Below are 21384 nucleotides of genomic sequence, written 5' to 3'. Positions count from 1 at the left end.
CGCTTATCGCGCCCTTGCCGGCATCTGGCTGCGCATGGCCCGCCATTCCGCCGTGCGGAAGACCAAGCCCGAGAGCGAGGTGATGATCAGATAGATCACAATGCCTGCGGCGTAGAACAGAAACGGCAGTTCCGTGGAGCCGGCGGCGATGCCGACCTCGCGCATCGTCTCGACAAGACCGGTGACGGAGACGAGCGCCGATTCCTTGATGGCCGATTGCCATTGGTTGTTGAGACCGGGGAGCGCGGTCGGCAGCGCCTGCGGCGCGATGATGCGCCGGAACATGGTCCAACGGGTCATGCCGCCAACCTTGGCGGCTTCCAGCGTGCCGGGCGAAATGGCCTGATAGGCGCCACGCAGCACCTCCGTCTGTCCGGCGCCGGAAATCAGCCCGATGGCGATGGCGCCGGCGGCGAAGCCGCTGATCTCCACCGGGCCATGATGACCGAACAGCCCGGCGACGGTTGTCGCGACCTGCCGTCCGCCGAAATAGAACAGGTAGATCACCAGCAGGTCCGGGATGCCGCGCAGCACCACGCCATAGACCTCCGCCAGACGACGGAGCGGCGCGGGGCCGGAGAGTTTGGCCCAGGCGCAGAGCGTGCCGATGGCAAGGCCGAGGGCAAAGGCGCAGGCGGATACAGCGACAGTGGTCGTTGCTGCCGTGAACAGCGCATGGCCCCACCCCATCGCGCCGAAGCCGAGCAAAGTCAGATCATCCCACACCCGCGCTGGCCTTGGCCGGTTCGATCAGGCGGCCGGCGTGATGTCGGTGCCGAACCACTTCATGGACAGGCCGCGCAGCGTGCCGTCCTTGATCATGCCGGTCAGCGCGGTATCGAAGGCGGCCTTCAGTTCGACCTCGTCCTGGCGCAACCCGATGGCGCTGCCCAGACCGAGAACGCCGCCGGTGAAGGTAAAGCCGGTGCGGATCATATCGCCCTTCGAGCGCTTCACGAAGGCCGCGATATTGGTGGAGGAGGCCATCAGCGCGTCGATACGGCCGTTGGTCAGGTCCAGATAGACGTCCGGACCCGAGGCATAGGTGCGGATGGTGATGCTGTCCTTCAGATATTTCGTCAGGAAGTCGTTCTGGATGGTGGCGACCTGAACGCCCAGGATCTTGCCGGACAGCGCCTTGGCCAGCGCCGCGACGGCAGGCTTGGTTGCGGCATCATCGTCCAGCACGATCTGCGTGCCATTGCCCGGCAGGACCGGGCCGCCATCCTTCATGACCGCGAAACCGGATGAGCCGGTCGTATAAGGGACGGTGAAGGCAATCACCTGCTCGCGCTTCGGGGTGATGGAGATGGAATCGCAGACCGCTTCATATTTACCGCCCGTGAGGCCGGCGATCATGCCGTCCCATGCCTGGGAGACCATGACGCAGTTCAGCCTCGACCGGCGCGCGATCTCGGCCACCATATCGGGCTCGAAGCCGATGATCTTGCCGTCCGGGGATTGCATATTGAAGGGCGGGAAGGCGGCTTCAGTCGCAATATGCACGACAGCCGGGATTGCCGCGCGGGCCGCACGGATGAAGGGGCCGGTGGCGAGGCCGGCCGCGCCAAGAAGGCTGGCGCGAAGAAAATTCGAGCGCGTAAGCGACAAAGGGAAGTCTCCGGAAAACGACAATGGGGGCGGGCGGTACGACCGGAAAGGTCAGGCCAGGATATCGAGCGCGGCCCGCACCAGGGCAGCCGTGCCGAGGCCGATGCAACGCTCATCCGGCTGGTAGTGGGAGTTGTGGACCCGGTCCTGCCGCCCCGGCTGCGATGCGCCGACCAATAGCTGGCAGGAGGGGATAAGGTCCGAGAAATAGGAGAAATCCTCGGCGCCGAAGCGGCCTTCCAGCTGTTCCAGCTGGTCATCGCCGAATTGCGCGCCGACGGCCGCGATGGTCGCATCGACCACGCGGTCGTCATTCACCAGAGCGGGCGCCCCGCGCTGATAGGAGATGTCGGCCGTCACGCCCATGGCGGCGGCGATACCTTCGACGATGCGACGGAAGGTTGCCTCCATCGTATCGCGGGATTCGGCCGAGCGGCAACGCACGGTGCCTTGGAACATGCAGCTATCGGGGATGATGTTATGCGTGCTGCCGCCTTCGATATGGCCGATGGTCAGAACGGAGGAATGCGACGGGTCCATGACGCGGGAAACGGCGGTCTGCAATTGCGTGATCATCGCGGCGGTCGCGACGATGGGGTCGACCGCCGCATGGGGCCGCGCTGCATGGCCGGATTTGCCATGGATGACGACATCGAATTCGTCGCTGGAGGCCGTCGCCGCACCGCGCGTATAGGCAAAGCGCCCGACCGCGAGTTCCGGGCGGTTATGGAAGGCGAGTGCGATATCGGCGCCCGCGGCCGCACCTGCCGCGACCATGGCGGCGGCGCCGCTTTCCACCGTTTCTTCCGCTGGCTGGAAGACCAGCCGCACGGTGCCGCGCAGCATGGGGGCAAGGTCCTTCAGTACCGTGCCGACACCCAGCAGCGTCGCGGTGTGGATATCATGCCCGCAGGCATGCATGCGGCCCGGAACGGTGCTGGCGAAATCCAGGCCGGTCAGTTCCTCGATCGGCAGCGCGTCCATATCGGCGCGGATGAGCAGGCAAGGGCCGGGCCGGGCGCCGGCGATCTCTGCCACCACACCATGACCGCCGACGCCCATCTGCGGCGTCAGGCCCAGGCGCGTCAGCTCTGCCGCCACCACGCCCGCGGTGCGCACCGTGTCCATCCCCAATTCCGGATGGGCGTGCAGGTCACGCCGGATTTCGATCAGCCCGGCTTCGATCGCTGCAACGCGATCATTCACGAGACTGGTTACATCGTTCGGGCGGTCGGCATGCATCAGGGGAGCTCCAGTGGTCGAGGCGGTCAAAGCTTAACACGATGTTCAAAACCAGGGCAATTATGTTCGAGGATCGACAATCGAAAATTTTAGTGATTAATTTACGTGCATAATTTGCCGTGATGGAGCCTTCGCATGCACCCCGCCACCGTTCTGGCCCAGCTTGACCATGTGACGGATGGGCCGACCGGCGGGCTTGTGCCCGCGCTGCACCCGGCCTTGACCCATGTCTTGCCGGGTGAGGCGGCAGCCGTCGGCTATGCCCGCAGCACCAATTCTGGGGCGCGGGCGGTGGAGGCACTTGTCGCCAAGCTGGAGGGCGGGGCGGCGGCGGCCGCCTTCACGTCCGGTTCCGCCGCCATGCAGGCGGTGCTGGCCGGGCTAAGCCCGGGCGACCATGTTCTGCTCGACACCGGCATCTATTACGAATTCGGCCGTATCATTGTGGCTTTCGGCGCGCGTTGGCAGATCGCTGTCAGTTTCGCGGATTTCTGCGAACTGGATTCTGTGGCGGCAGCGCTGCTCCCTGGCCGGACAAAACTGGTCTGGGCGGAATGCCCGAGCAATCCGCTGTGGCGCGTGCCCGATATGTCGTCCCTCGCCGATCTTACCCATGCGGCCGGGGCGAAATTGCTGGTCGACGCCACCGTGATCACACCAGTTCTGTGCCACCCTCTGAGCCTCGGCGCCGATCTGGTGCTGCATTCGGCGACCAAATACCTCAACGGCCATGGCGATGTGCTGGCCGGCGTGCTGGTCACCGCTGATGCGGATAACATCTGGGCGGAGTTGGTCGCAGCGCGAACCGCCCATGGCAGCATCCTGCCGCCGTTCGAGGCCTGGCTGCTGTTGCGGGGACTACGCACGCTTGCTGTGCGTATGGCGCGCTGTTCGCAGACCGCTTTGGCAATCGCCGAGGCCTTGCAGGGTCATGCGGCGATTGCCGCCGTGCATTACCCTGGTCTGGCCGATGACCCGCACCATGCTTTGGCCCGTGCGCAGTTTCAGGCTGGTTTCGGCGGGATGCTGTCCTTGACGCTGAAAGGTGGCGAGGCAGACGCGATAAAGGTTTGCGCGCGTCTGCAGGTGTTTCGTCAATCGACGTCGCTGGGCGGCCCGGAAAGCCTGGCCGAGCATCGCCTGTCGACCGAGGGCGCGGGGTCGCTTTGCCCCCCGGCCCTGATCCGCCTTTCCATCGGCCTGGAAGAGGCCAGCGACCTGCTGGGCGACCTGCGCGCCGCTCTCGCCTGCGACTGAGGGTCAGTAGCCGAGGCTGCGATCGACCAGGTTCAGCAGACACTCGCCGTTGCGGTGTCGGCGGATATTGTCGGTGATCATCAGCGCCGCTGTCTGCGGCTGGGTGCGGGCCGCGACATGCGGCGTCACCGTCACCTGGTCATGCCGCCAGAAGGGGTGATCCTCGGCCAGTGGTTCCTGGGCAAAGACATCCAGGGTCGCATGGGCAATCTGGCCGGAGGCAAGGGCCGCGAGCAGATCCTGCTCCACCACATGTGGGCCGCGCCCGACATTGATGAGGTAACTGCCCGGCGGCATGGCAGCGAAGGCCTTCGCGTTCAAAATGCCGCTTGTGTCTTCGGTCAGCGGCAGTAGGCAGACCAGAATCTCGCTCTCTGCCAGGAAGTCTTCCAGCCTGTCGCGCCCCGTAAAGACGCGGAGACCAGCGGCGTCCTTGGGGCTTCTGGACCACACGGATAAAGCGAAGCCAAAGGCGGACAGGCGTTCCGCGCAGAGTGCGCCGAGCTGGCCGTAGCCCAGGATGCCGACCTTGCGGTCGCGCGCCATCGGCACATCCAGCGCGACCCATGCGCGCTGCCGCTGATTGCGTGCGAATTCCGGCATGCGGCGATGATAATGCAGCACCTGCATGGTGACGTAGATCGCCATATCGGCGCCGAGCGATGGCTCAACCATGCGGATCAGCGGCATCCCGGCCGGAATTTCGGCATGATCCAGAAGACGTTCGACGCCGGCGCCGAGTGAAAAGACGGCGCGCAGCGCGGTCAATTGCGGAAACAGTCCGAGCGGCGGATGCCAGACGAAGGCATAGTCGATCTCCGCCGGATCGCCGATCTCAGGCCAGACGCGAAGCTCCAGATCAGGCATCGCGGTTTTGAACGCCGCGACCCAGGGTGCGGCCGGCACGGTCGGGCAGGCGTAAAGCAGCGTGGGCTTCGCCATGTCAGGCGCGGAGGAAGCTGGGGAAGGGAGCGAGCGTGCAGCCGGCCTTGTCGAGCGCCGCGCGGAGGGAGCCGGCCATCGCGACCGCATGCGTATTGTCGCCATGCACGCAGATGGTGTCGACGGCGATGGGCAGGCGCTTGCCGGTGGTGGTGGTGATAGCGCCGTCATCGAGCATGGCGAGAATCCGCTGCGTCGCGACATCCGCATCCTCGATCACCGCACCGGGCTTTTTACGTGACGTCAGATTGCCGTCGTCATCATAGGTGCGGTCGGCGTACACTTCCCGCGCGACGAGAAGCCCTTCGGCGAGGGCCGCCTTCTCCAGCGCCAGACCCGGCATGACGACGACGATAAGATCGCGATCGACCGCGCGCGTGGCCCTTGCCAAGGCCCGCGCCAGATCGGGATCGACCATCGCCTGATTGGCAAGCGCGCCATGGGCTTTGATATGGGCGAGACGCAAGCCGAGGCTTTGCGCCAAAGCCGCCGCCGCGCCGATCTGATAGATCACCATCTTCTCGATCTCCTCGGGCCGATCGCCCTGGATGGGCCGGCGGCCGAACCCCCAAAGATCGAGAAAGCCCGGATGCGCGCCGATGCTGACGCTGCGCGCCTGGGCGGCGACCATGGTGCGATGCATGACCAACGGGTCGCCGGCATGAAAGCCGCAGGCGATATTGGCCGAGGTCACGATATCCAGCATTGCCTCATCATGGCCCATGGTCCAGGCGCCGAAGCTTTCGCCGAGGTCGGAATTGAGGTCGAGTTTCATACCGGTCTTTCCTGTCCAGGGGCCTGGGCCGAGGCCCCAGTTCTAATGTCGCCCCCGGGTCTTTTCAAATGCTTGACCGAAAAAGCCGTCCGTCGCGAGGATTGACATAGGCCCCCGCGAGGGCAGGATCGACCGAAGCGGTGGCAGGGATTGAAAGCATGACGGCAGGATGATGTATCCCGAACCCCGTTTCCTGGATGCCGGGGAAGCCGCGCTGGTGGTGGAATTCGGCCGCGAGGTCGACCCTACAGCGAATGACACGGTGCTGGCGCTGGATGCCGCCTTGACCCTGGCGCCCTTGGCCGGGTTGCGGGAATTGGTGCCGACCTACCGGTCGCTCATGATCCATTACGATCCGCTGGTCCTGCCGCGCGGGGACCTTATCGCCCAGGTACAGCGCGCCTTGGCGCTGCCGGCCGGCAGCATTGCCCAGCCGCAGCACTGGGTTCTGCCCTGCTGTTACGATCTGCCTTACGGCGAGGATCTGGACGAGGCAGCGGGCATTCTGGGCCTGACGCGGGACCGCGCTGTCGCGCTGCACATCGCTGGGCGCTACCGCGTCTATATGTATGGTTTCGCGCCGGGCTATGCCTATCTGGGCGGGCTGGCGCCCGAGCTGGCCATTTCTCGCCGTCCGACACCGCGCCCGCCGCATCCTAGGGGTGCCATCATGATCGGCGGCGGGCTGTGCGGTGTCGCGACTTTCCCGATGCCGACCGGTTGGTATGTGCTCGGCCGCACGCCGGAGCGGCTTTACGCGCAGGGCCGCGACGACGCCTTTCTGATCCAGCCGGGCGACATCCTGCGGTTCGATCCGGTTGACGTGGCAAGTTTCGATGCGCTGGAGGCACGCGCGGCTGAGGGTGAGATGGTCGCCCGGAAGGAGAGCGCGTGATGGAACCTGTCCTTCGCGTCCTCATGGCCGGGCCGGGCGTCACGCTGCAGGATAGCGGTCGGCAGGGCTATCTGCGCTTCGGCGTGACCCCGGCGGGACCGATGGACCCGCTCGCCTTTGCGACCGCCAATCGGGCGCTCGGCAATGCGCCCGATACAACGGCGATCGAGGTTGGGCTCGGCGGGTTGGAATTCACGGTCGAGACGGCTGCGGCGACCGTCGCCATCGCGGGCGGGGATTTTGCCATCACGCTGGACGGTCGCCGCGTGCCGTCGGCCGTGCTGCTGCGGCTGGAGGTCGGGTCGACCGTCAAGATCACGGCGGGACCGGCGGGCGCCTGGTGCTATGTGGCGATTGCGGGACGGTTGCTGGTCTCGCCCATGCTGGGATCGACCGCGACCCATACGCGGTCGGGCTTCGGTGGATTGGACGGCAAGGCGCTCGCGACCGGGGACCGTTTGGGCATCGCCGAGCCGCGCATGCCGGAAGCGGCTTCCGGCATATTGGAAGCGCCCTGGCTGGACCGGCCGAGCGCAGTGATCCGTGTTGTGCTGGGTCCGCAGGACGATTATTTCGCGCCGGATCAGGTTTCAGCTTTCCTGGCCGGGCCTTGGACGGTCTCCACCAAGGGCGACCGCATGGCCTATTTTCTGGAAGGGCCGAAGCTGCGTCATGAAGAGGGCTTCAATATCGTCTCGGACGGTGTCGCCATGGGCGCGATCCAGGTGCCGGGCGAGGGCCAACCCATTGTGCTGATGGCCGATCGTCAGCCGACCGGCGGCTATCCGAAGATCGCGACCGTCATCGGGGCCGATCTCGGGCGGCTGGCCCAGGCGCGAGCAGGCGATACCATCCGCTTTGAGGCCGTGACGGTCGAGACGGCGGTCGCGGTGCGACGCGCGGACATGGAGCGGCTGGACGCGGGCATTGCCTGCACGCCCCTGCGCCGCACGGACTTCTCATCCGCGTTCCTGCTCGGGTTGAATCTGGCCGATGGCGTTGTCGGCAAGACCGCATTGGCCAGCGATGATCGGCATGCGCTCGGTAGATTGACAGCGCATGAGCGGCTGGATGTGCTGTTCGATGATGCGACCTTCGACCTGCTGCCCGGCATGGTGCCGTCTGCGCTGATCCTGGCGGCAGGGCGGGCGGATGGCCGGCGGGTCTATGCGGCGTCGCGCGATATCACCGTCCGGGGGGGCGCGCTGACGGCGGGGGACATGCGCGATCTAGCGGCTTTCGTTGAGCGTGCGACGGCAGAGCATGCGCCGATTGTCTTGCTATGCGACGGCGCGGCCTTGGCGACGGAGGAGAATGCCGAGACCGTCGCGGCCATGGTCGCGCTGCAATCGGCCTTCGGTCAGGCCGGCGTGCCGCGGATTGCGGTGGCGCTGGGCGCCTGTATCGGGCCGGATGCGCTGCTGGCGGCTCTGGCGGATTTCATGATCATCGTGACGGGTCAAGGTTTCATGGCCAGCGGCGGGCCGGCCTTGGTGCAGACTGTCACGAACGAGATTTTGACCGGGCCGGAGATCGGCGGCGCCGCCATCCACGCGGCCGCCGCCAGCTTGGTGGATGCCGTGCCGCACGACATCGCGGCACTCGCCCGGGTGCGCGAACTGCTCGACGTCATGCCCGATGGCGGGGCGGTTGTGCCGGACGGCAAGGCGAGAGCGGCGCCGAGCCTTGACCGTCTGGTGCCGCATGGCCCGACAGAGGTTTATGACGTGCGGGAGATCCTGTTCGCGATCGCCGACGAAGGGGCTTTCGTTGAAATTGCGGCCGAGGGAACAGCGCATGTTGTTATTGGCTTTATGCGCCTTGGGGGCAGCTCGGTCGGTGTCCTGGCAAATCAGCCTTCCGTTCTGGGCGGCGTGCTGGATGCGGCGGCGCTGGCCAAGGCAACCCGCTTTGTCGAGCGTTGCGCTGCGCTGTCAATCCCTTTGCTGACGGTCGTGGATTGCCCTGGACTGCTGCCAGGCCTCGCGCAGGAGAAGGCCGGGTTGCTGCATCACGCGGCTGCACTCTCCCGCGTTTTGGCCCGCTTCCCCCAGCCGCGCTTGACCCTCATCACACGCAATATGACAGGTCAAGTCGCTGGGCTGATGGGCATTGGTCAGGGCAAAATCTATCGCTGGCCCTCGGCAGTGCCAGACATTGGCGAGACAATCATCCCGCATGAGACGCGGCGCTGGATTCTGGCGGGATTCGCTTGATGCCCCGCATGTTTAGCAAAATTCTGATCGCCAATCGCGGAGAGATCGCCTGCCGGGTGATCAGGACAGCGCGGCGCATGGGTATCGCGACCGTCGCGGTTTATTCCGCGGCGGATCGGGATGCCCTGCATGTCCGCATGGCGGATGAGGCGGTCGCCATCGGGCCTGCACCCGCCAGCCAATCCTATCTCTCGGTCGAAGCGATCATCGCTGCCTGCAAGCAGACGGGCGCGGAGGCCGTGCATCCCGGCTATGGTTTCCTGTCGGAGCGCGCGGCTTTCGTGGAAGCCCTGCTAGCGGCCGGCATCACCTTCATCGGCCCCAATGCCGCGGCGATCGGTGCCATGGGCGACAAGATCGAATCCAAGAAGGCAGCGGCGGCGGCCGGCGTGCGGACGGTCCCCGGTTTTCTGGGTGTCATCGAAAGCCCGGCCCATGCAGTCGCGATCGCGGATGGCATCGGCTATCCGGTTATGATCAAGGCGTCCGCCGGTGGTGGCGGCAAGGGCATGCGCATTGCGCAGTCTGCGGCCGAGGTCGCGGACGGCTTTGCCCGCGCAAAGTCGGAAGCGGCGGCGTCCTTCGGCGATGATCGCGTCTTCATCGAGAAATTCATCGAAAATCCGCGCCATATCGAAATCCAGGTCCTGGGCGACAAGCACGGAACGGTCATTCATCTGGGTGAGCGCGAATGCTCCATCCAGCGCCGTCATCAGAAAGTACTGGAGGAGGCGCCGTCGCCTCTGCTGGATGAGGCGACGCGGACAGAGATGGGTGCGCAGGCCATCGCCTTGGCGCGGGCCGTCGCCTATGATTCCGCCGGAACGGTCGAATTCGTGGCAGCGCAAGATCGCAGCTTCTACTTTCTGGAAATGAATACCCGTCTTCAGGTCGAGCATCCGGTGACGGAACTCGTCACCGGCATCGACATCGTGGAGGAGATGATCCGCGTCGCGGCGGGCGAGCGCCTGCGCATCGCGCAGGCAGACGTGACGATGAACGGCTGGGCGGTGGAAGCGCGGATCTATGCCGAGGACCCCGTGCGAGGTTTTCAGCCCTCCACCGGCCGCGTGCTGCCCTTCCGGCCACCGGAAGAGGGCTTGCACAATGGTGTGACGGTGCGGGTCGATACCGGTCTCGTCGAAGGGGATGCCGTCTCCATCTACTACGATCCGATGATCGCGAAACTGATCACCCATGCGCCGACGCGGGCAGGGGCGATCGCGGCCCAGGCCCGCGCGTTGGACCAATTCGCCATCGGCGGCATTCGGCACAATCTGGCTTTCCTGTCGTCGCTCATGGGTCTCGACCGATGGCAGGCCGGGCAACTGTCGACCGGGTTGATTGTTGAGGCATTCGGCGAGACGATTCCGGAACCGCTACCTGAGGGAGAACTGGCGCGGCGGCTGGTGGCCATTGTCGCGGCCAATCAGCATCGGGCGGATAGGGCGCGCCATGCGCGGCCGGGCCGGGCGGCGATGACCGGTTCGCAAGCCCGCGTGGTTGTCATGGCGGGTGAGGCTTGGCCTGTGACGACGGCTGGGACGGACGCCGTTACCGTGACCTTCGCGGATGGCTTGTCACTCTCGGTCGCAAGCGCCTGGCGGGCGCCTGATCCGATCTGGTCCGGCACAGTCGGTGGCTCGGCGATGGACCTGCAAATGACCCGCGCAGGCGCGGGCTGGGCGCTGCGTCATGCCGGCAAGGTCGCGACCTTTGAGGTTTGGGCGCCGCGTGCCTGGGACCTGTCGCGCTTCATGCCGCATGTGGCTTCGGCCGACACGGACAGTCTGCTGCTGTCGCCGATGCCGGGCCTGCTCACTAAACTTCTGGTGCAAGCGGGTGACGCGGTCGCGGAGGATCAGCCGCTGGCCGTGATCGAGGCGATGAAGATGGAGACGGTCTTGCGCAGTCGGAAAGCGGGCCTTGTGGGGGCGATCTATCCCAAAATCGGCGATACGCTGGCGGTCGATGCGCCGATCCTGAAAGTGGTTTGAGACGCGTCGTCAATGAATGCCGCGCGTGAGGCCGGAGACGAGATAGCGGTTGAGCAGCAGCGCGACGGCGATAATCGGCAAGGTGCTGAGATGCGCCATGGCACCGAGATTGCCCCAGCCGCTGGTCGTATTGCCGCCGAAAGCGGTCAGCAGGGCGACCGATAGCGGCCGCGTTTCGGCCCGCGTCAGGAAGGCCGGGTTAAGGAAATCATTCCAGGCGAACATCATGCACAGAAGGGCGGCCGCAATTACCGATGTCTGCACAAGCGGCAAGGCGACGCGCCGGAAGGCGCCGAAGCTGGTGCAGCCGTCGAGCGTGGCGGCGGCCTCTATCTCCGGCGGAACCGCCTGAAAGGCGGAAAACATCATCCAGGTGACGAAGGCCGTGCTGAGCGTCGCATTCATCAGAATGACCGCCCACCAAGTGCCCAGCAGCCCCAATCTCTGCATGAAGAGGTAGAAGGGAATCAGGGTCACGACGGTCGGCACGCCGCGAATGGCGAGCAGCGCATAGGCGATGATGACCGCCGAGCGGCTGCGCGTGCGCGCCAAAGCATAGCCGCAGGGAATGCCGAAGCATAGCGACAGCAAGGTGGAACCGGCGCTGAGCACGACACTGCTGAGCGTCAGCCTGGAGAGATCGAAATTCGACGCGATGCTGGCGAAATTGGCGAAACTGGGTTTGAACCACAATAGCGGCGGCGTGGATTGGATGGCGCGCGAGGGCTCATAGGCCGTCATGATCAGCCAAAGGACGGGTGCTAGGAACAAGCCGAGCGCCAGGACAATCGCCGTCCGCTGTGCGAGCAGAGACAGCCGCCGGCTCATAACGTGTTGTAGCGCCGGTCAAGGCCGCGCAGCGCCAGGATGATGACGCCGGCCAGGATGGCGATGGCGAGCGTCATCAGGATCGAAATGGCCGAGCCGTAGCCGATATCGAAGAATTGCAGCCCCTGTTTGACGGCATCCAGCATCAGCAGGTTTGTGCTGTCGCCGGGGCCGCCGCCCGTCGCGGCAAAAACGATGTCATAGGTGCGGAAGACATCCGTCACGCGCAGCACAAGCACCAGAAAGATGGAAGGCAGCATCATCGGCAGGATGATCCGCCCGAGCTTTGCAACCGGCCCCGCGCCGTCGATGGCGGCGGCATCCAGACTATCGGCCGGCAGGGATTTCAAACCCGCCAGCAGAATGAGTGCCGCTAGCGGCGCCCATTCCCAGACATCGACCGCCATCATCGTCATGAGTGCCGTGTGGGTGTCGCCCAAAAGCCCCTGCGGCGGCGCGAGATGCGCCCAGGTCAGCCAATAGCCGATGAGGCCGAAGCTCGGGTCCAGCAGCGCGCGGAAGATGAGCCCGACGACGATGGGCGTGACGGTGATCGGCACCAGCATCAGGATCGTCGCCACGCGATTGAAGCGGTTGTCTGTCCACAGCAGCAAGGCGAGGCAGAGGCCGAGCGCAAGCTCCATCGCCACACAGGATGCCGTGAACATAAGCGTCACTGCCAGCGAATGCCGGATCGCGGGATCGGACAAAGCATCGGTGTAATTGCGCAGCCCGACGAAGCGATGCAGCCAGGGCTGCATCAGGTTCATCCGGAAGAGACTGAAACCGGCGCCGCGCAGGATGGGGTAGACCGCGAAGATCGTGACGTGAATGATGGCCGGCGCCGCCATCGCGCATAGAAAGATCGCGCGGCGGCGGGATGGGGTTAGCCAGCGCTTAGAAATACCGCAGCGCCTGTGTCTGGGCCGCTGCCAGGGCGGCTGCCGGTGTCATGGCGCCGACGAGCGCGGAATTGACGGCCGTGCCCAAAATATCCTGAATTTCGGGGTATTGCGGCACGCGCGGCCGGAAATCCGCGTCGCCATGGGTGAAGCTTTCGTCAATCACCGGCAGGAACGGATATTTTCGGTTGAGCGACGCATCCTGCAATTCGCTGCGTCGCAGGAAGCTGCAGGCATTCAGTTGATTGAGCGCGATATGGATCTCGGGGCTGGTGATCCATTTGATATAGGTCCAGGCGGCTTGCTTGCGCTGATCCTCGATATCCGCGTTGATGGCGATACCCCAGCCGCCGATGCCGTAGCGTGGTTTCATGCCGGCTGCCGTCGGTGTCACCATCAGCGCGGCACTGTCCGTCACCTTCGATTGCGCAGGGTCGAAATAGCCGAGCGCGCCGACCGACCAGGTTTGCATATTGGCAGCGAGGCCGCTGCGGAAGCTTGCCTCCCGCCCGTCCCAATCCCAGTTGACGGCGCCCGGCGGTGCCGCCTTCTGGAAAAGATCCTTGTATGTCTGCAGGCTTTGGATATTGAGCGGTGCATCCAGTGTCGGCTGATCCTTCGCCACCAGCACGCCGCCGATCTCGGCCAGATATTGCATCCAATCCTGGGCGCAGGCCGCGCCCTTCTGACCGTTGGCGACCCAACCATATTGATTGCGGGACTTATCGGTCAGCTTATAGGCATTGGCGACCAGGTCCTGCATGGTCTGCGGCGGCTGCAATCGGGCGGTGGCGTAAAGATCCTTCCGATAGGCGAGGACATTGGCATAGCCCGCCAGCGGGAAGGCCACCTGCTTGCCTTTGTAATTCCCCAGCGCGGTGAACAGCACGGGATAGATATCGTCCAGCTTCATCGCTTCCGCGTCGCGCTTCATCCAGTCGTTCAGCGGCACAGTATAGCCCGCCTCGGCGAATTGCGGTGCCCAGACATTATCCGTCGTCGCCAGATCATAGCCCTTGGTATGGCCCACGTAATCGGTGGTGATTTTCGTCTGCAATTCGCCATAGCCGAGAATATCGACCAGCACGGTGATGCCCGTTTCCTGCTTGAAGCGCGCAGACAAGGCCTTGAGGCCGGGGGAATATTGGTCATTGACGCTGGCCAGATGCAGCACCATCCCGTCAAAGGGTTTGCTTTGGCTGCGACCCGGCCGAGGCCAGCCCAATGCGGCCGCACCACCTAAGCCTGCCGCCAGAAGGGACCTGCGCTTCATCGCCATACTCCGTGGGCTCTGCCTTGAGCGTCACGAGCCTATTCTAGGCAGAAAGACCAGGGCAAGGTTGAAACCGGGCTGATCGGCGCGCATTCTGACGGAATGGATGTCAGCTTGCACATATTGAAGGCAGAAGCGCAGGGCGAGGGCGCGGAATTTCCGCCCTTCCTCGCCAATCATCTGCCGATGATCCTGGTAGCGCTGGAGCATCTCGGCGCGCCGCCTGACCGTGTCGTCGCATTTTCCCGGATATACCGGATGAATAACGGGTTGGTGCCTTGCCCTGAAGTGACGGTATCGCTGACGGCCGAGAGTTGGATGTCGGCTTTGGGCGTGCGCGAGCAGGAAGGTGCGTTGCGGGCATTTTTCACGCAGGAAGTGGCTCGGCTCGGCAGCGCTGCGGCGATCCAAACCTATCTGCCTTGTCTGGCGCCGGGCATCGCGGGCAGCGCCTTTCATCCGCTGATGCGGCTGTCCTATGCCGTGATGGAGCAGGATGAGCCGGAGATCGGCGTGGCGCTGGGCTATTGGGCCGCGGCCTTTCTGATCCTCGACAAAGACACCGCGACGGAGGGCGTGACAGACGATCCGGTCAATATGCTTGTGCGCGCGGCGGCCCTTCCCGGCCTCGCCGAGGCCGAACCCGAAAGCGATCTCGTCTGGCACCATATGCGCGCTGCCGCCCGCATGCCGGGTTTTGCCGGTGTCGCCGATTGGCTGATCATGCGCGAGGATATGCTGGACCGCATGGCCGCAGGTGCGCTCGCCCTTTACGCCGAGACGATGAGTTTCGAGGCGCTGCATGCGCTGACCGGCTGCCATTGGCTCAGGCAGCTTTGCCCGCTGGCCCCGGACATGGCGCCCTTGCTGCGGCATTTTTGGGTGGGTATCGCCGCGCTGATGCCCAAGATGGGCTTTCCCGCCATGCCGAGTGCCGAGCGCCTTGCGGCATGGCGCAGCGTTGCCACGCCCGGCTGGGACGCCATCAAGCAGGCGGCCATCGCCTCGGACGACGAGCACGATATCAGCCTTTGTTTTTCGGCCTTCGTGGAATGGCAACGCACGGGTGACGCGCTATACCAAGTGGTTGCAGCCAAGCGCATGGGATTGATCGGATGACAATGCTGAACGCTCTCACCAATGCGCGTCTGGCCGATGGGCGTCTGGTCGATATCCTGATCGCCGAGGGACGGATTGCGCGGATCGATCCGGCAGCCGGCGCTAAGACCTTGCCGGGCCAGCTTGATCTGGACGGAAAACTGGTCGTGCCGGGCTTCGTCGATGGGCATGTCCATCTCGACAAGACCCTGCTCGGCCTGCCGCTGCAACCGCATCAGCCGGGCGGCAGCGTCGCGGAACGCATTGCCCTGGAAAAGGCGCTGCTGAGCGCCTTGCCGGTGTCGGTGGAAAGCCGCGCCCAGGCGATGGTCGCTCAGCTGTCCCGCCAAGGCACCACGGTTTTGCGCAGCCATGTGGATATCGACACCGATTGGGGCCTGTCCAATCTGCAGGCGATCCTGCGGGTGCGAGAGGCCGTGCGCGACGTCATGGATATCCAGATCGTCGCTTTCCCCCAGAACGGCATTATCCGGGACCCGGGGACGGCGGCTTTGCTGGATCAGGCGGTGGCCGAGGGTGCGGATCTGATCGGCGGCCTGGACCCGGCCGGGATCGACGGGGATATCAACGGGCATCTCGACATCGTCTTCGGCATTGCCGAGCGCCGCGGTGTGGGCGTCGATATCCATCTGCATGACGGCGGCGCGCTAGGTTGTTTCGAACTGCGCGACATCGCCGCGCGCACCATCGCGGGCGGGCTGCACGGGCGTGTCGCCGTGGCGCACGCTTTCGCCTTGGGCTCTGCCGATGATGCCGATGTCGGGGCAACCGCAGACGCGCTGGCCCGCGCCGGGGTTGCGATCATGACCAATGAGCCGGGACCGGTGCCGATGCCGCCGGTCAAGCGTCTGCGCGCCGCCGGCGTGACGGTCTTTGCGGGCTGCGACAATATCCGCGATGCCTGGTCACCCTACGGCAATGGCGATCTGCTGGAACGCGCGATGCTGATCGGCTATCGGCAGGGCATGGTGACGGATGCCGAATTGGATGCCGCCTTTGCCTTGGCGACGACGGCGCCGGCTAAGGTTCTGGGTCTGGACGCCGATTACGGCGTGGCGGTCGGTGCCTGGGCCGATATCGTGGCGCTGCAAGCTGCTTCCGTGGCGGAGGCTTTGGTGACCCGCCCTGGCGGGCGCGTCGTGCTCAAGCGCGGTCGGCTGCTCCACCAGGGTTAGACGCCCATGCACTGAAGACCGGTCAAAAGCACGGCGCCCACGGCGAGCAGGATCAGCGGATTTGTTCGCCGCCTTAGCAGAATGATGGTGGCGCCGGCCGCAATGCCGCGCGCAACCCATCCGCCGTCAAGCGCGTGCAGGAGGCCATAGCCCGAGGCCAGGATCATGCCGGCGGCAATCGGACGAAGCCCGGCTTCGACGGCTTGCTGCCAAACCGCGCCCTTATAGCGGGACCATAGATGGGCGATGCCATAGACCAGAATGGCGGTGGGACCGAAGATCGCGATGGTGCTGACGACCGCCCCCCAGAAACCCGCGACCTGCCATCCGATCAGCGTTGCCAATAGCGAGCCGGGTCCCGGCGCCATGCGAGATAGGGCAAAGGCATCGACGAATTGCTTGGGCAGCATCCAATGGTGAGAATTGACGATCTGCCTTTGGATATCGGCGACGATGGCTTGACCGCCGCCGACCGTGACCAGAGATAAAGGTGCGAAGACCCCGGCGAGCTGTGCGAGAAGGTTAGGCATCGGTTCGGCTTCGGGACAGTTGATAATACGACACGGCAATGCTCGTCGTGCCGCCGATGACGACGACCCAGGGCAAGGACCAGTGCATCACGGCGACGGCCGCAAAGGTCGTGGCCATGGCGACCGCCGGGAAAATGCGCCTTGGCACACGGCGGGCGGCGGTAATGCCCATGGAGAGCGACAGGCCGACCGCCGCCGCTGCCGCGCCATCCAGCAATTGATGCGCGATGCGATAGCGATCGACCGATGCGAAGGCAATCGCGATGGCTATGAGTACGACCGCCGGCGGTAGAATGATGCCGATCAGCCCAGCGATCGCGCCTTTTGTGCCGGCAAGCCGGTAGCCGATCCAGATTGCCATATTCGTGACATTGACGCCGGGCAGTGACTGCGCAAGCGACAGGCCGTTAAGGAATTCTTCCTCCGTCAACCAGGCGCGGGATTGCACGAATTCCCGAAGAAGCCAACCGCTGAGCCCACCGCCGAAACTCGTCAACCCGATGCGAGAAAAAATCAGGCCGATCTGAAGTGCTGAGGGCTTTATTGTAACAAACTGATGCGCAGGCTCCTCCATCAAAAGCATTATCCGTTTGGTTGTTTGTTAAACCGCAGCTTCTTTCTAACAGTCGCCGGCTGCTTGCAAAAGACCTGCCGGCAAGGACCGGGTCATCACAAGGCCGACATTCGGGAGAATCCGCTTCGACAGGTAGATCTGTGGAACGGGTCCGCGCACTGGCTGCGCGGATCGACCCGGTGTCGTCAGGAATGCTGGCGCCGCGGCGATCACGAAAAAATTCTCGGCCAAAGACAATTGCGCATAAATAACGGTCTCAATAAAATCAGAATTTTTCTTGTGCGAGGCTGATTGTTTTGCAACAAAAAATAAGGTTAGCATGTCGATAATAGAGTGATTTCTGCCTCTGGCCGGATCGCGCAGAGCGACCGGCAGCGGCCAACAAGCACGGGCCAAGCTCAAGGCACCGGCAAAAAAGGAAACGACCATGACCGATGACTGCATCGAGCAGGGATCCGCACGCCGTCGCTTTCTGCAACTCGCCGGATTATCCGCCGGCGCCGCCATGGCGGCCGTCGGATTTCAGCCAACGCCGGCCTTGGCGGAAGCCGCAGGCCGGTCAGGCAAGCCCCTGAAAGCCGCCTTCTCGAATGCCGGCCTGCAGGCGACCTGGTGTGCCCAGGGCAAGCGCGCGGCCGAATATTGGGGCAAGCTCTTCAATGTCGAGGTCACCTGGTTCGACGGGGAGCTTTCGGCGCCGAAGCAGCGCGCAGCGATCGATAATATGGCCTCCGAAAAATGGGATTTCGTGGCGATGCAGGCCTTCGGCATCGGCACGCTGACGACGCCGGTGAACCGCATGATCGATGCCGGGATACCCGTCATCGACATGGATACGCTGATCGCCCCGCTGTCGACGATCGATGTCCATACCTTCATCGCGCCCGACAATGAATTCATGGGCTCGTCCGTCACCCAGGCGCTGGTCAATGCCATCAATGGCGAAGGCAATATCGTCATGACGCAGGGGGCTTTGGGCCATACCGGCGCGCAGGGACGGGCGCGCGGTTTTGAGTCCATCATCAAGAAATACCCGAACATCCAGGTGCTGGACACGCAGCCCGGAGACTGGGACGTGACCAAGGTCGCGCGTATCTGGGAAACGCTGCTGACCAAATATCCCAAGATCGACGCTGCCTATTTCCATAATGATGATATGGCCCTTGCCGCCTATAACGTCATGAAGGCGCATAACCGCACCGGTATCAAAATCGGCGGTTGCGATGCGATGCCGCCGGCGCTGGCCGCGGTGGAAGACGGACGCATGACAGCGACCGTGCGCAACCCGTCCTGCCGCATTCATGGCGGCGCCATCATCGCCGGCGTGGCAGCGGTGATCGACGGTCAGAAGACCGGGCCGGGCGGCATTCCCAAGAACATCATCGCGGACGGCCCTGTCGTGACCCGCGCCAATGCGCCGGGCCTGATGTGGATGGAGGATCAGTTCCTGATCTAAGGCAGCACAGCCCATGTCACCCCTTCTGCAATTGCGTGGCGTTTCAAAGGCTTTTGGCGGCGCGATTGCGTTGCGGGAGATCGATTTCACCCTGGGTTCCGGGGAGATTCACGGGCTTGTCGGCGAGAATGGCGCCGGCAAGTCCACCCTCATGAAGATCATCGCCGGGGTTCATACCAGCTACGGTGGTGTGATGGAGTTGGACGGTAGGCCCGTGCAATTCGCCTCGCCCGCCGATGCGCTGGCGGCGGGCATCGGCATGGTGCATCAGGAATTGTCGGCCGTCCGCACTCTCACCATTGCCGAGAATGTCTTTCTCGGCGTGCAGCCGCTGAACCGCTTCGGTCTCGTCGATTGGCCGGCGATGATCAGCGGCGCCCGCCTGTTGCTGGACGGGCTGGGGATCGATGTCGATCCCCGCGCCAGCATGGGGTCGATCTCGCTCGGCACGCAGCAATTGGTGGAACTTGCCCGCGTGTTGTTTTCCGGCGCGCGCATCATCATCCTGGACGAGCCGACCTCGGCTTTGTCACCGCCGGAAACGCAGCGCCTGTTCGCGGTGCTGCGCCGGTTGCGGGAAGAAGGGCGCAGCCTGATCTTCATCTCCCACTTCCTCGACGATGTTCTGGATATCTGCGACCGCGTCACGGTCTTTCGCAACGGCGGCAAGGTGGCAGATGCCGATACGGCGGAGATCGACAAGTCTTGGCTGATCCACCAGATGATCGGCCATACCCATGGCGAGCTGGAAGAGAGCTATACCAATGCGCTGTATCTCGACAGCAAGCCGGATGCGGCGGTCATTCTGCACGCGGAAGCGCTGAGCCTTGACGCGGCTTTCCACGATGTTTCCTTCGACGTGCGAGCGGGGGAGGTGCTTGGCATCTACGGCTATCTCGGCTCCGGTCAGTTGGATCTGGCGCGCAGCCTGTTCGGCAAGCAACCGCTGAAGCGCGGTCGGGTCAGCGTCGATGGCCGGCTGGTGAAGCTCAGCAGCACGGCGAAGGCCCGCGCGGCGGGTCTGGCCTTCGTGCCGGAAAGCCGGCGCAGCATGCTGTTCGCGGAAGAGCCGGTCTTCAAGAATATGACGATCAGTATCCTGCAGCGCATCGGCCGCCTGCTGCTGCATCCGACGGCGGAGCGCGGCATTGCCCAAAACCATATCGCCAGCCTGCATATAAGGCCGCCGGTCACGGACCGGCCGCTGGGCGCGCTGTCGGGCGGCAATCAGCAGAAGGTGGCCCTCGCCCGCTGGCTGACCCATCTGCCGCGCGTGCTGATGTTGAGCGAGCCGACGCGCGGCATGGATGTCGGCGCCAAGGAGGATGTCGTCCATATCGTGCGCGGGTTGAAGGCGCAGGGGATCGGCATTCTTGTCGTCTCGACCGAGCCGGAAACGGTGCTGTCGATGGCCGACCGTATCCTGGTCATGAAAAAGGGCCGCGTCGTGCATGAATTCGCGGGTGAGGCCATCAGCAAGGACCGCCTTTTGGCGGCCGCCTAAAGGAACGATCAGACCATGGCCGAGGTGATGCGTGGAGCAGGCGGAAGGGGCGTCACGCCGCTTGCCTGGGTGCGGGCGCGGCTGCGCAATATCGCGCCCTTCGTGACATTGATATTTCTCGTCGTTTTCTTTGCCCTCGCCAGCCCGTCCTTCGTCAGCGTCGCCAATTTCTGGAACATCCTGACGCAGATATCGGTCACTGGTATCATCGCGGTCGGCCTGACCTTCGTCATTCTCTGTGCGGAGATCGACCTCAGCGTCGCGGCTATCGCGAATGCTATCGGCATTATCGCGGCTTTCTTCACGCTGCAGGATGCGAGCGTCAATATCGCCAATATCGCGCTACCGGGCTGGGCTGCGATCGTGATCGCATTGGCGGCGGCCGTCGGCCTTGGCCTGGTGAACGCGATCGGCATTACGCGCGTCGGCATTCCGTCTTTCATCATGACGCTGGCGATGTTGCAGATCGGCGCGGGCATCTGCGCCATGCTGGTGCGCGGGCAGATTGCCTATGCGGTGCCTGATCTGGCGTTGACACTGGGCAGCAAATCTCTGGGTCCCGTGCCTTGGATCGTGATCGTGCTGGCGATCACCCTCGCTGTCGCGCATGTGGTGCTGACCTATACGCGTTTCGGCCGCTACGTGTACATGGTCGGCGGCAACCGCGAGGCCGCCGAATATTCCGGCGTCAATGTGAAGCTGATCATTTCCGCCGTGATGGTGATTTCCGCCGTCTGCGCCGGTCTGGCGGGTATGTTGGGCGTCGCCTATTTCGGCTCTGCGCAGCAGAATGAATTCGATACCTATCTGCTCGATTCCATTTCGGCCGTGGTGGTCGGCGGCACCAGCCTGTTCGGCGGGCAGGGCGGTATCGGCAATACCATCATCGGGTTGTTCGTGCTCGGCGTGCTCAATAACGGATTGGATCACGTCAATATCGACAGTTTCCTGAAAATCCTCATCCGTGGACTGATCCTGCTCGCGGCCCTGGTCATCAATGTCTATGCGCAACGGATGAAGGCGACGGCGATAGCGGCCGAGGGCTAGAGCAGATCACAGTCAGATGGAATCATCTGACTGTGCGAAGA

General features: G+C 64.0%; 20 protein-coding genes. 9 read left to right on the top strand and 11 right to left on the bottom strand.

The features are described 5' to 3' along the window. Window positions 1–3: 3 nt before the first annotated feature. Genes ACELLULO517_RS18030 through ACELLULO517_RS18020 form a run of 3 tightly spaced genes read right to left on the bottom strand, consistent with a single transcriptional unit; the run spans window position 4 to window position 2853 of the window. Entirely contained in the window at window positions 4–726 is a 723-nt protein-coding gene (locus ACELLULO517_RS18030) for an ABC transporter permease (protein ID WP_227308812.1), read from the bottom strand. A gap of 24 nt (window positions 727–750) precedes the next feature. Further along, window positions 751–1611 (bottom strand): transporter substrate-binding domain-containing protein, encoded by an 861-nt coding sequence (locus ACELLULO517_RS18025; RefSeq protein WP_227308811.1) that lies wholly within the window; start codon window positions 1609–1611, stop codon window positions 751–753. 51 nt (window positions 1612–1662) lie between these two features. Next, window positions 1663–2853, bottom strand: a complete 1191-nt coding sequence (locus ACELLULO517_RS18020; protein ID WP_227308810.1) for a M20 metallopeptidase family protein — start codon at window positions 2851–2853, stop codon at window positions 1663–1665. A 135-nt stretch (window positions 2854–2988) separates the two neighbouring features. On the opposite strand from ACELLULO517_RS18020, the gene ACELLULO517_RS18015 reads away from it, so the two are divergent. Beyond that, a complete protein-coding gene (locus tag ACELLULO517_RS18015; protein ID WP_227308809.1) occupies window positions 2989–4110 on the top strand; it encodes a trans-sulfuration enzyme family protein in 1122 nt (373 codons plus the stop codon). A 3-nt stretch (window positions 4111–4113) separates the two neighbouring features. Here the strand turns inward: ACELLULO517_RS18015 and ACELLULO517_RS18010 are convergent, their stop codons facing one another. Together ACELLULO517_RS18010 and ACELLULO517_RS18005 are read right to left on the bottom strand one after the other, a co-directional pair. Further along, window positions 4114–5052: a 2-hydroxyacid dehydrogenase gene (locus ACELLULO517_RS18010; RefSeq protein WP_227308808.1), complete on the bottom strand. Its 939-nt coding sequence runs from the start codon at window positions 5050–5052 to the stop codon at window positions 4114–4116. A 1-nt stretch (window position 5053) separates the two neighbouring features. Continuing rightward, entirely contained in the window at window positions 5054–5827 is a 774-nt protein-coding gene (locus ACELLULO517_RS18005; RefSeq protein ID WP_227308807.1) for a LamB/YcsF family protein, read from the bottom strand. Between the two features lie 169 nt (window positions 5828–5996). Here ACELLULO517_RS18005 and ACELLULO517_RS18000 point away from each other — a divergent pair, with 169 nt between their 5' ends. The 3 genes from ACELLULO517_RS18000 to ACELLULO517_RS17990 are packed head-to-tail and all read left to right on the top strand — an operon-like array spanning window position 5997 to window position 10935. Beyond that, window positions 5997–6722, top strand: a complete 726-nt coding sequence (locus ACELLULO517_RS18000) for a 5-oxoprolinase subunit B family protein (RefSeq protein WP_227308806.1) — start codon at window positions 5997–5999, stop codon at window positions 6720–6722. After that, window positions 6722–8938, top strand: coding sequence for a 5-oxoprolinase/urea amidolyase family protein (locus ACELLULO517_RS17995; protein WP_227308805.1), 2217 nt, complete (start codon window positions 6722–6724; stop codon window positions 8936–8938). The genes ACELLULO517_RS18000 and ACELLULO517_RS17995 overlap by 1 nt, the downstream gene beginning before the upstream one ends. Further along, on the top strand, window positions 8938–10935 hold the full coding sequence (locus ACELLULO517_RS17990; RefSeq protein WP_406566276.1) for an acetyl-CoA carboxylase biotin carboxylase subunit: 1998 nt from the start codon (window positions 8938–8940) through the stop codon (window positions 10933–10935). Before ACELLULO517_RS17995 ends, ACELLULO517_RS17990 begins: the two co-directional genes overlap by 1 nt. Window positions 10936–10944: 9 nt before the next feature. Here the strand turns inward: ACELLULO517_RS17990 and ACELLULO517_RS17985 are convergent, their stop codons facing one another. Genes ACELLULO517_RS17985 through ACELLULO517_RS17975 form a run of 3 tightly spaced genes read right to left on the bottom strand, consistent with a single transcriptional unit; the run spans window position 10945 to window position 13938 of the window. Then, entirely contained in the window at window positions 10945–11763 is an 819-nt protein-coding gene (locus ACELLULO517_RS17985) for a carbohydrate ABC transporter permease (RefSeq protein ID WP_227308804.1), read from the bottom strand. After that, window positions 11760–12614, bottom strand: coding sequence for a carbohydrate ABC transporter permease (locus ACELLULO517_RS17980; RefSeq protein WP_227308803.1), 855 nt, complete (start codon window positions 12612–12614; stop codon window positions 11760–11762). Before ACELLULO517_RS17980 ends, ACELLULO517_RS17985 begins: the two co-directional genes overlap by 4 nt. Window positions 12615–12660: 46 nt before the next feature. Further along, a complete protein-coding gene (locus ACELLULO517_RS17975; RefSeq protein WP_227308802.1) occupies window positions 12661–13938 on the bottom strand; it encodes an ABC transporter substrate-binding protein in 1278 nt (425 codons plus the stop codon). A 114-nt stretch (window positions 13939–14052) separates the two neighbouring features. Between ACELLULO517_RS17975 and ACELLULO517_RS17970 the strand changes: the two genes are divergently transcribed. Together ACELLULO517_RS17970 and ACELLULO517_RS17965 are read left to right on the top strand one after the other, a co-directional pair. Next, the gene (locus ACELLULO517_RS17970; protein WP_227308801.1) at window positions 14053–15057 is read left to right on the top strand and encodes a questin oxidase family protein; all 1005 of its coding nucleotides are present in this window, start codon (window positions 14053–14055) and stop codon (window positions 15055–15057) included. Then, on the top strand, window positions 15054–16232 hold the full coding sequence (locus ACELLULO517_RS17965; RefSeq protein WP_227308800.1) for an amidohydrolase family protein: 1179 nt from the start codon (window positions 15054–15056) through the stop codon (window positions 16230–16232). The genes ACELLULO517_RS17970 and ACELLULO517_RS17965 overlap by 4 nt, the downstream gene beginning before the upstream one ends. Here the strand turns inward: ACELLULO517_RS17965 and ACELLULO517_RS17960 are convergent. The 3 genes from ACELLULO517_RS17960 to ACELLULO517_RS17950 are packed head-to-tail and all read right to left on the bottom strand — an operon-like array spanning window position 16229 to window position 17780. Then, window positions 16229–16762: a chromate transporter gene (locus ACELLULO517_RS17960; RefSeq protein WP_227308799.1), complete on the bottom strand. Its 534-nt coding sequence runs from the start codon at window positions 16760–16762 to the stop codon at window positions 16229–16231. The two genes, ACELLULO517_RS17965 and ACELLULO517_RS17960, sit on opposite strands and share 4 nt — an antisense overlap. Then, window positions 16755–17336 (bottom strand): chromate transporter, encoded by a 582-nt coding sequence (locus tag ACELLULO517_RS17955; protein ID WP_227308798.1) that lies wholly within the window; start codon window positions 17334–17336, stop codon window positions 16755–16757. Before ACELLULO517_RS17955 ends, ACELLULO517_RS17960 begins: the two co-directional genes overlap by 8 nt. A 45-nt stretch (window positions 17337–17381) precedes the next feature. Further along, window positions 17382–17780 (bottom strand): hypothetical protein, encoded by a 399-nt coding sequence (locus tag ACELLULO517_RS17950; protein ID WP_227308797.1) that lies wholly within the window; start codon window positions 17778–17780, stop codon window positions 17382–17384. On the opposite strand from ACELLULO517_RS17950, the gene ACELLULO517_RS17945 reads away from it, so the two are divergent. The 3 genes from ACELLULO517_RS17945 to ACELLULO517_RS17935 are packed head-to-tail and all read left to right on the top strand — an operon-like array spanning window position 17764 to window position 21343. Beyond that, entirely contained in the window at window positions 17764–18792 is a 1029-nt protein-coding gene (locus ACELLULO517_RS17945) for a sugar ABC transporter substrate-binding protein (protein WP_227308796.1), read from the top strand. The two genes, ACELLULO517_RS17950 and ACELLULO517_RS17945, sit on opposite strands and share 17 nt — an antisense overlap. A 13-nt stretch (window positions 18793–18805) precedes the next feature. Beyond that, a complete protein-coding gene (locus ACELLULO517_RS17940) occupies window positions 18806–20296 on the top strand; it encodes a sugar ABC transporter ATP-binding protein (protein WP_227308795.1) in 1491 nt (496 codons plus the stop codon). A 15-nt stretch (window positions 20297–20311) separates the two neighbouring features. Then, the gene (locus ACELLULO517_RS17935) at window positions 20312–21343 is read left to right on the top strand and encodes an ABC transporter permease (protein ID WP_227308794.1); all 1032 of its coding nucleotides are present in this window, start codon (window positions 20312–20314) and stop codon (window positions 21341–21343) included. Window positions 21344–21384: the final 41 nt, after the last annotated feature.

It is taken from the genome of Acidisoma cellulosilyticum, from assembly GCF_020621385.1.
Taxonomy (GTDB): Bacteria; Pseudomonadota; Alphaproteobacteria; order Acetobacterales; family Acetobacteraceae; genus Acidisoma; species Acidisoma cellulosilyticum.
The sequence above is the reverse complement of the archived record's forward strand: the minus strand, read 5'-3'. Positions and strand labels throughout refer to the sequence as shown.

Coding starts and splice junctions, on each gene's coding strand:
- ACELLULO517_RS18020 (WP_227308810.1), bottom strand. CDS start 2,853: ATGCATGCCGACCGCCCGAACGATGTAACCAGTCTCGTGAATGATCGC.
- ACELLULO517_RS18015 (WP_227308809.1), top strand. CDS start 2,989: ATGCACCCCGCCACCGTTCTGGCCCAGCTTGACCATGTGACGGATGGG.
- ACELLULO517_RS18010 (WP_227308808.1), bottom strand. CDS start 5,052: ATGGCGAAGCCCACGCTGCTTTACGCCTGCCCGACCGTGCCGGCCGCA.
- ACELLULO517_RS18005 (WP_227308807.1), bottom strand. CDS start 5,827: ATGAAACTCGACCTCAATTCCGACCTCGGCGAAAGCTTCGGCGCCTGG.
- ACELLULO517_RS18000 (WP_227308806.1), top strand. CDS start 5,997: ATGATGTATCCCGAACCCCGTTTCCTGGATGCCGGGGAAGCCGCGCTG.
- ACELLULO517_RS17995 (WP_227308805.1), top strand. CDS start 6,722: ATGGAACCTGTCCTTCGCGTCCTCATGGCCGGGCCGGGCGTCACGCTG.
- ACELLULO517_RS17990 (WP_406566276.1), top strand. CDS start 8,938: ATGCCCCGCATGTTTAGCAAAATTCTGATCGCCAATCGCGGAGAGATC.
- ACELLULO517_RS17985 (WP_227308804.1), bottom strand. CDS start 11,763: ATGAGCCGGCGGCTGTCTCTGCTCGCACAGCGGACGGCGATTGTCCTG.
- ACELLULO517_RS17980 (WP_227308803.1), bottom strand. CDS start 12,614: ATGGCGGCGCCGGCCATCATTCACGTCACGATCTTCGCGGTCTACCCC.
- ACELLULO517_RS17975 (WP_227308802.1), bottom strand. CDS start 13,938: ATGAAGCGCAGGTCCCTTCTGGCGGCAGGCTTAGGTGGTGCGGCCGCA.
- ACELLULO517_RS17965 (WP_227308800.1), top strand. CDS start 15,054: ATGACAATGCTGAACGCTCTCACCAATGCGCGTCTGGCCGATGGGCGT.
- ACELLULO517_RS17960 (WP_227308799.1), bottom strand. CDS start 16,762: ATGCCTAACCTTCTCGCACAGCTCGCCGGGGTCTTCGCACCTTTATCT.
- ACELLULO517_RS17955 (WP_227308798.1), bottom strand. CDS start 17,336: ATGGAGGAGCCTGCGCATCAGTTTGTTACAATAAAGCCCTCAGCACTT.
- ACELLULO517_RS17945 (WP_227308796.1), top strand. CDS start 17,764: ATGACCGATGACTGCATCGAGCAGGGATCCGCACGCCGTCGCTTTCTG.
- ACELLULO517_RS17950 (WP_227308797.1), bottom strand. CDS start 17,780: ATGCAGTCATCGGTCATGGTCGTTTCCTTTTTTGCCGGTGCCTTGAGC.
- ACELLULO517_RS17940 (WP_227308795.1), top strand. CDS start 18,806: ATGTCACCCCTTCTGCAATTGCGTGGCGTTTCAAAGGCTTTTGGCGGC.
- ACELLULO517_RS17935 (WP_227308794.1), top strand. CDS start 20,312: ATGGCCGAGGTGATGCGTGGAGCAGGCGGAAGGGGCGTCACGCCGCTT.